The sequence below is a fragment of the Longimicrobium sp. genome, from assembly GCA_036387335.1.
GTDB lineage: Bacteria > Gemmatimonadota > Gemmatimonadetes > Longimicrobiales > Longimicrobiaceae > Longimicrobium.
The window spans coordinates 39,835-48,214 of the sequence record DASVTZ010000238.1 but is presented as its reverse complement, the minus strand read 5'-3'; the positions used below and the strand labels follow the sequence as shown (position 1 = coordinate 48,214).

The window sequence follows — 8,380 nt, the reverse complement described above, 5'->3', positions numbered from 1 at the left end:
CTGGCCGAGAGCGTCGTGCTCTCGCTCGCGGGCGCGGCCGCCGGGGTGATGCTGGCGCGGGCGGGGGTGGCGGGGCTGGTGATGCTCGCCCCGCAGAGCCTTCCGCGCGTGGCGGGGGCTCGGGTGGACGGCGCGGCGCTGGGCTGGGCGCTCGCCCTGTCCGTGGCCACCGCCCTCGCCTTCGGAGCGCTCCCGGCCTTCCACGCCTCGCGCGTGATGCCGTACTCGCTGCTGCGCGGCGGCGGGCGCGGGAGCACGGCGGGGCGCGTCACCCGGCGCTCGCGCAACGTGCTGGTGGTGGCCGAGATCGCGGTGTCGCTGGTGCTGCTGGCATCGGCCGGCCTCCTGGTGCGCAGCTACCGAAGCCTGTCCCGCGTCGACCCCGGCTTCCGCGCCGACCACGTCCTCACCGGCTTCACCCTCCTCCCGGAGACGCGCTTCCCCGACTCACAGGCGCGTGCCGCCTTCTTCACGCGCGCCGTGGAGCGGCTGGAGGCGATCCCCGGCGTGACCTCCGCCGCCGCGATCAGCTCCCTGCCGCTGAGCGGGATGGGCAACAACAACTCCTTCCACGTGCAGGGCACCCCGCCCGTCGCCCCCGCCGACCGCCCGAACGCCAGCACCATCGCCGTGACGCCCGACGCGTTCCGCACGCTGGAGATCCCCCTGCTGTCGGGGCGGCGGTTCGGCGCGGGCGACGACGACGGCTCCAACCCCGTCGCCATCGTCAGCGCCACCCTCGCGCGCCTCATCGCCCCCCGCGGCTCCCCTATCGGCCTCAAGCTGCAGGACGTGGGCGACGGGCCGCTGGAGATCGTGGGCGTGGTGGGCGACGTGCACGTGGAGGGGCTCGCGTCCAAGCCGGGCCTCGCCATCTACATGCCGATGGCCCAGCAGCCGGACATCGCCGGTGCCTTCGCGGTGCGCACTTCCGGCGACCCGATGCGTCTGGAGAAGGCGCTGCGCGGCGCGGTGGCGGCGGTCGATCCCAACCAGCCCGTCATGAACCTGCGCACCCTGCAGAGCTACCTGGACGGGGCGGTGGAGGAGCGCCGCTTCCACATGTACCTGCTGGCCGCCTTCGCCGCGACGGCCGCGCTCCTGGCCGTGGTGGGGCTTTACGCGGTGCTCGGCTACGTGGTGGGGCTGCGCAGCTCCGAGTTCGGGGTGCGCGTGGCGCTCGGCGCGGACCGCGGTGACATCCTGCGGCTGGTGCTGGGCGGCGGCGCACGGCTCACCGCCGCGGGGCTCGCCGCCGGACTGGCGGGCGCCGCCTTCGCCGGAAAGCTGGTGGCGTCGCAGCTCTACGGCGTCAGCGCCACCGATCCCGTCACCCTCGCCGCCACGGCCGCCCTGCTGATGTCCGTCGCCCTTCTCGCATCCTGGCTCCCCGCCCGCCGTGCATCGCGCGTGGACCCCGTCGTCGCCCTCCGCTCGGAGTAGCCCACCCATGGAATCGCTCTACCAGGACCTGCGCTTCGCCGTCCGCACCCTGCTGCGCAGCCGCGGCTTCGCGGTGGTCGCCATCCTCTGCCTGGGGCTGGGGGTGGGGGTGAACACGGCCGTCTTCTCCATGGTCAACGCCCTGCTCCTCCGCCCCTTCCCCTTCCACGATCCGGACCGCGTGGTGTCGCTGTACGCCTCCAACCCGCGGCTGGGCTACGACGAGAGCCACCTGTCGCAGGCGGACCTGGCGGACTGGACGGCGGGGTCGCGGGGCACCATCGAGGAGATCGCCGCCTTCTCCATCCGCAGCGTCGCGGTAGCGGGGACGGGCGAAACGGAGCGGGTGCAGGGCGCCAGCGTGGCGACGAACACCTTCGGGCTGCTGGGGATCAGGCCGGTGCTGGGGCGCTCCTTCCTTCCGCAGGAGGGGGTCCGCGGGGGGCCGCGCGTGGTGCTCCTTTCCGACGCGCTCTGGCGCCGCCGCTTCGCCGCCGATCCCAACGTGGTGGGACGTAAGCTGGTGCTGAACGGCGAGCCCGCGCAGATCGTGGGCGTGATGCCGCCGCGCTTCAAGTTTCCCGAGGTCGCCGAGCTGTGGACGCCGCTCGCCCCGGACCCCGCATCGTCGCGCGGCGAGCGCTACCTTGGGACGATCGCGCGCCTGCGCCCCGGCGCCACCGTACAGCAGGCGGACGCGGAGCTCTCCGCCGTCGCGCGCCGTCTGGCAACCGAGTACCCGGAGACGAACGCGGGATGGGGAGTGCGGGTGCTGTCGTACCGCGACGACATGATCGCCGGCTCGCTGCGGCTGATGATCTCGCTGATGCTGGGCGCGGTGGGGCTCGTGCTCCTGATCGCCTGCGCCAACGTCGCCAACCTGATGCTGGCCCGCTCCGCCGGCCGCCGCCGCGAGATCGCGGTGAGATCGGCGCTGGGGGCCGGGCGGGCGCGCGTCTTCCGCCAGCTCCTTACCGAGAGCGTGGTGCTGGCGCTCGCGGGCGGCGCGCTGGGGACCGCCATCGCCGTGGGGTGGACAGAGTGGACGGTCGCGCGCATCCCCGAGGAGCTTCCGTACTGGATCCGCTTCGAGGTGGATGGACCCGTCCTCCTCTTCACCTTTCTGCTCAGCGCCGTCACGGGCGTGGTGTTCGGCGCCATCCCGGCCCTGCGCGCCACCGCCGGCGACGTGCAGCAGACGCTGCGCGACGGGGGCCGCGGCGCATCCGGCGGACGCAGCCGGCTGCGCAGCGTGCTGGTGGTGGGGCAGCTCTCCCTGGCGATGGTGCTGCTGGTGGGCGCCACGCTCATGATCCGCAGCTTCGTGGCGGCCAGCCGCGCGGACCTGGGCTTCGACACCTCGCGCGTGCTCACGGCGCGCGTCTACCTGGCGGGTGACCGCTACTCGCCGCGCGCCGCCCGCGCCGCCTTCCTCAACGCGGCCGTGGAGCGCATCGACGCCATCCCGGGCGTGCAGGCGTCCGCCGCCACCACCGCCATCCCCGGCGACGACGGGGGCGAGGCGGTGGAGCTGGAGGCCGAGGGAGCCCCGCGCGCCCGCGGCGACGAGCTGATGGGCGAGCTCTTCGGCGGAACGGCCGGCTTCTGGAGCGCGCTGGCCACCCCGCTGGCCGCCGGCCGCCCCTTCACCGCCGCCGAGACGGGCGACACGGCCGCCACCGTCGCCATCGTAAGCCAGGAGCTGGCGAAGCGCCTGTGGCCCAACGGCGACGCGGTCGGCCGCCGCCTGCGACTGTCCGACGAAAAGGGGGATTGGATGACGGTGGTGGGGATCGCGCGCAACCTGCACTACGAGGAGGTCGGCGAGGAGACGCCCCGCTCGCGCCTGCAGCTGTACATGCCGGCGGCGCGCCTCCACAACCGCACCTTCGCGCTGATGGTGCGCACCGAGGGCGACCCCGCCCCGGCCGCCGCCGCCGTGCGCCGCGAGATGCGCGCGCTGGATTCCACGCTCCCCACCTTCGACGTGCGCACCATGGACGAGGTGCGGCGCTACGTCACCTGGCCGCAGCAGCTGTGGGCGTCGCTCTTCGGGTCGTTCGGCACGCTGGCGCTGGTGCTGGCGGCGGTGGGCGTGTACGGCGTGATGGCGTACACCGTGTCGCAGCGTACCCGCGAGATCGGCATCCGCATGGCGCTCGGCGCGCGCGGCGCGGACATCGTGCGGCGCGTGGTGGGGGAGGGCGCGGTGCTGGCGGGGGCTGGCGTGGGGCTGGGTATCCTCGGAGCGCTGGGTGCCGCGCAGCTCATGCGCAGCGCGCTCTACGGCGTGGCCGCCGTGGACCCGTTCGCCTTCCTGATCATCCCCATCCTACTGGCCGCGGTCGCCCTGCTGGCGAGCTGGATCCCCGCCCGCCGCGCCTCCCGCGTCGACCCCATGGAGGCCCTGCGCGCGGAGTGAGGCGCACCGAAGGCTTACAGAAGGGGCTCACGCGGAGACGCGGAGACACGGAGGAGAGACGCTGATCTCTCTCTCTGCGTCTCCGCGCCTCCGCGTGAGCCCCACAGCCAGACAGCAGAGAGGGGTGCTGGAATGATTCCCGGCACCCCTCTCTGCGCGTTCCAACCTGCTCGACCCGTGCTCAGGGTGTCGCCGGAGCGGGTGGAGGTGCGGGGGTGAACGTCGGGGCGGGGGTGAACACCTGCGCCCGGATCTTGAGGCGGCCGCCCTCCTCCGCGAGCACCATCATGTACGTTCCGGTGGAAGGCACGGCATCGGGGGTGCGCTGGTACGCGAACGCACCCGACGCATAGCTGAGCCCCTCGCCGGCGACGAAATCGGTGATGCTGAGGCGCATCTCCGATCCGTCGGGGAGCTCCTTCTCGAGGAACCTGCGCAGCTCGACCTGCCCCCGGATCATCACCGAGTCGCCCAGGAGGACGGTCGGGTTGGCGGAGTACCTCCCCAGCAGGGCGCGCATGTCCTTCTGCCGCCACGCCTCGGCCCACTCGGCGATGAAGCGGTTGTAGTCCCTCAGCGCATCGGCGGTGTACTCGCGGCGGCTGCGGCCCGGGTCCACCCGCGTACCCCCGGGAACGTCCTGCGCGGCCGCCGGGGCTGCCGCGATCCACGTGAGAACCGCCACCACCGCGAAGATGCGCGACAGGGTGGCGGCACCGATGCTTCGAACCGTTGTTGGCATTCTTTGCGGATAGCGGGAATGAGCGAGCCGGCGCCCCAGGCTGGGCGCCGGTGAGTGGAACCGCGCGAAGTACACTGTTGTTCCGCCGATGGTCCCGCGCTCGACGCAATCGAGCACGGGCGAGCGGGAACAACGACTATGGCGGCGCCGGTGTGACGGCCCGCTCGCTACTTCTCAGTGGCGCCGCTCCGGCGGAGGGCCGCGGGGATCTGGAGATAGGGGTACTTCCCCTGGGCGTTGCCCAAAACAGAATGGCCCCCCATCCCCTGCAGCCGATTGCCAGGCCAGGGAAAGGGGGGCCTCACATCGTCCGGGGCTAACGAGTCTGCACCGGGAGGTGAACGGAGATGGTGGGCCGGCCCATCAGCTTGTTGGGGAAGCGAGCCCCTACGAAGCTCGTGTCGACGGGTTCAACCTCCGCGTGCAGCTCGCCGCCGGAGACCCTTTCGAGCGGCAAGTCGAAGTCGAAGTGCGCGATCGCGTTCTGGACGCACGTCTCGCACGTGTCCGGCTCGTTCGGCTGGAACAGGAAACGGCTGGCGAGCCGCTGCCCATCCTTGAAGAGGTGCACCTTGAAGCTCCCCGGGATCTTCAGGCGGTTGACGCCATCGACCGTCACCGTCGCGCGCTGGGGGTCGACCGAGACGCCGCGATCCATGGGCGCGGAGCGGCTGGCCTTGGGCGCGGAGCCCAGCGGGACCGGCTGAATCTCGGGCGACACGTAGTCGACGTCCAGCGAGCCCGCCGAGTCGATAACCTTTACGGAGTCGAGGTTGATGGGGAGCGACGTGAACGGCGCCAGGCTCTGCAGCACGGGTATGGTGAAGATGTTGTAGCTGTTCAGGTCAGTCGTCCTGTTGATGGTCGAGAGGAGGCCATTGAGGTCGGTGGCGCCCATCTTCTTCTGCCATTCCCACCACAAACGGTCCCAGTTCGCGTGGAAGAACCAGAACACCGGGTCGAAGGCGGCGACCGATTGATTCGCCATGGTGGGTCCGATCGAACCGTGCCCGCCGTCGTGGGCCGCGATGATGGTGTTGTAGGGGGCATTGGACCAGAACCCGTGGAAGTCCTCCCAGTCCGTCTTGGTCAGCGCTCGCTCTAGGTCGTCGGTCACGCTGTACATCAGCAGATTCTGCTGGATCTCGGAGTAGGCGTAACGCTGCGTGACGTAGCCCTGGTTGAACCCCTGGCCGATGTCCTGCGGGAGGGTGTACGAGTCGAACGGCGCCGACTTCAGGACTTCCGGAAAGGGCTTGGTGATGTCCCAGTACGGCAGGGTGACATCCTCGCAGCCGGGCACGGAGCGCAGGGCGTTCTCGAAGTTCAGCAGGTACGCCCGGTGCCACGGGTTGTAGCCCGGCACGTGATGCAGGCAGTACAGCGGTGCCGGAAGCCAGTGGTAGCCCGCCTGTACGAAGTAGCTGTTCGGATCGGACGGGTCCTTGGCCATGATCCCCGTGAAGGCCTGCTTCAGCAGGTCGAGCTCCGCGGGGCTCAGGGTGTCGATGTCCTCCCGCACCCGTGTCGCCACGTTCTTGGCCGACACGGCGGTGAGCGACCGGACTACCTGATCTGGGGTCGGGGTGCCTTTCGGGGTGCCGGTGGACATCCAGTTCAGAAACGTCTGGACCATGTCGGGCGACCAGGGCTGGTCGGGAGGCATGTTTCCAGCGGCGACCTGTCCGTAGATGGAGCTCGCACTGGCCACCACCTGGTCGTAACTAGTGAGGTCCAAACCCTGACTGGACATGTGGGCGATGTCCTCGGCGTTGAACATCTGGCGGATGTTGCCGTACCAGGTGGGATTCGTGACCGGGGCTGTTGTGGCGTCGGACATGGAGGGACTCCTTTCGTGGGCTACGGCGTTTCGAGCATCAGGCACACGCTCAGGGTGGGATGGCCGATCGATTCAGGCGAGACGAGATCTCCTGGGGTGCTCGGTTCGAGTGGCTCGACCTCTACGCTCAGTTTGCCGTCCGCCACAGCATCGAGCGGCAGGAGGAAGTCGAAGTGGACTATCCGGTTCCCAGCGATGGCGTCAGCGGGGTCTGATCCCGCGGAGGGCCGGAACATGAAGCGCGACGCGATGCGCTGCCCGTCCTTGAGAAGGTGGACCTTGAAGGAGCCCGCGATTCCAGCGACGTCGAGCCCGTCGACGGCGACGTTCACCTGACGGGTGTCGACCGCGACCGCCTCCGAGATCGGAGCTGATTTGCGGGTCTTAGGAGCGAAGCTCATCGTTGCTTCCTGAAGCTGGCCGTCGGTGTGCAGCCGTCATCGCTCTGCGACGGGGACGGCGGCGGCGTTCGGGATCACGGCCGGCGAAGGAAGCCGCGCACGGGCCGAAGCACTTCGCCCCGCCATGAGCAGCGTCCACAGCCGTGCCAGCATCAGGGGCACCATGTTCTCCGGACCGCTCCAGCGCCACCGCGGCGGCGCGGGAGCCTGGAGCCGCTCTCCCGCGATCCACACCATCACGCCGGCCATGGCGGCTAGGTGGCCCCGGGTGAGCAGCATTGGCAGCAGCATGAGGGCGGCGCACGACCCAATGCACCACCCGGCGTGCCGCAGGCCGAAGCGCAGCACCTCCAGCTTCCCCCTTGCCCCGGAGGCGGCCAGCGGCGAATGCGCGTGGCAGCGATTCAGGCACCACTGCTTCGCGGGCGAGGCCTGGAAGACGGCCACCGCCACCAGCGTGAGCCACGGCAGGGCCGGGGCCTCGGCGGCTGACATCCACTGCGCCGCCGCCAGCAGCACCGCGCCGGCGGCGATCCACGGCAGCGCGTACCCCGCCGCGAACAACGCCACCGCCCACCCGCCCCGGCCGGCCGGGCTGCAGTCGCGCACGTGGCGCACCGGAGCCATGGTCAGCGGCAACATCATAGCCGCGAACATCAGCACCGCTTCCACAACGAGCGACGCGGGTGTCCAACCCATCCCGTGCATCGAGCCGTGGCCATCGTGCGCGGGACGCAGGGCGAGCACCAGCCACGCGGCCGCGACCACGATGATCAACGGCACCGAGTCTCGCAGTCGGGAACGGAAGGCAGCCCGCATCGTCCTCTACTGTCCGTGCCGACAGATGCTCGCGCCGCCCACGATCGCCGGCGCGCCAGTCCGTCCCATGGCGATCGGCCGCGCCAGCACGTCGACACACGTCGCGCCCGTACCGCAGGATCTTCTCATTCGAGGGAGTACCGCCTCTCTGGAAAAGGTTGTCCGGACGTATTTCGTAGTACCCAGTGATAAACGGCTTCGCGCGCAACGTTAACAGCGACGTGAACCGGGTCTTCACCCTTCCCGGCACCCGACTCCAACTCGGCTTGGCGAATGGCACCACCACGCGGTCAGCCCCAGCTCCTGCCGAGCCTGTGGTGCGGCCCTACGACTCTGTATATGGCTCTGAATTGCTGGGGTGAACGGCCCCGATCCGCAGTATGTGTCAGGAATGCTACTGGTGTCAATGGAGACGCAAAAAGATCGATTAAGTAGAGACGATTCCGGAGCACTCCAGGGGCGCTCTTCGCTACCGTTCGGCCCCTGTCGCTACACGGCCGCCAGCGGCTAGTGTAGTGACGCATAAGTCCCGCGCCCGTTAGAAGGAGGAGAGAAAGCCTCACACATAGACACAGAGCACACACGGGGAGAGCACAAACAACGGCCTCCGTTGTTGTTTCAGGTGCCCCTCCGTGGCTCTGGCGCTCGTTGAAGGAGGGGCGGCGATCCACGCCTACGTTGAGGCGCACTCCTGGAGTGGAGACTCGCCCTCC

Annotated in this window: 6 protein-coding genes; 2 read left to right on the top strand and 4 right to left on the bottom strand. The window is 70.0% G+C overall.

Going from position 1 to position 8,380, the window contains the following annotated elements; genetic code table 11:
* Both VF647_24420 and VF647_24415 read left to right on the top strand, forming a co-directional pair.
* Positions 1 to 1,443: FtsX-like permease family protein (locus tag VF647_24420; protein ID HEX8455248.1), on the top strand; the 1,443-nt coding region annotated here is incomplete at its 5' end.
* Between the two features lie 7 nt (positions 1,444 to 1,450).
* The gene (locus tag VF647_24415; protein HEX8455247.1) at positions 1,451 to 3,865 is read left to right on the top strand and encodes an ABC transporter permease; all 2,415 of its coding nucleotides are present in this window, start codon (positions 1,451 to 1,453) and stop codon (positions 3,863 to 3,865) included.
* Positions 3,866 to 4,046: 181 nt separating this feature from the next.
* Here VF647_24415 and VF647_24410 read toward each other — a convergent pair whose 3' ends face one another.
* The 4 genes from VF647_24410 to VF647_24395 all read right to left on the bottom strand — a co-directional run bounded on the left by VF647_24410 (position 4,047) and on the right by VF647_24395 (position 7,631).
* Entirely contained in the window at positions 4,047 to 4,607 is a 561-nt protein-coding gene (locus tag VF647_24410) for a hypothetical protein (protein HEX8455246.1), read from the bottom strand.
* 316 nt (positions 4,608 to 4,923) lie between these two features.
* Entirely contained in the window at positions 4,924 to 6,447 is a 1,524-nt protein-coding gene (locus VF647_24405; protein ID HEX8455245.1) for a tyrosinase family protein, read from the bottom strand.
* Between the two features lie 20 nt (positions 6,448 to 6,467).
* Positions 6,468 to 6,848 carry a hypothetical protein gene (locus tag VF647_24400; GenBank protein HEX8455244.1) on the bottom strand — a complete coding sequence of 127 codons (381 nt, stop codon included), beginning with the start codon at positions 6,846 to 6,848 and terminating at the stop codon, positions 6,468 to 6,470.
* A 36-nt stretch (positions 6,849 to 6,884) separates the two neighbouring features.
* Positions 6,885 to 7,631: a DUF2182 domain-containing protein gene (locus tag VF647_24395; GenBank protein HEX8455243.1), complete on the bottom strand. Its 747-nt coding sequence runs from the start codon at positions 7,629 to 7,631 to the stop codon at positions 6,885 to 6,887.
* Positions 7,632 to 8,380: the final 749 nt, after the last annotated feature.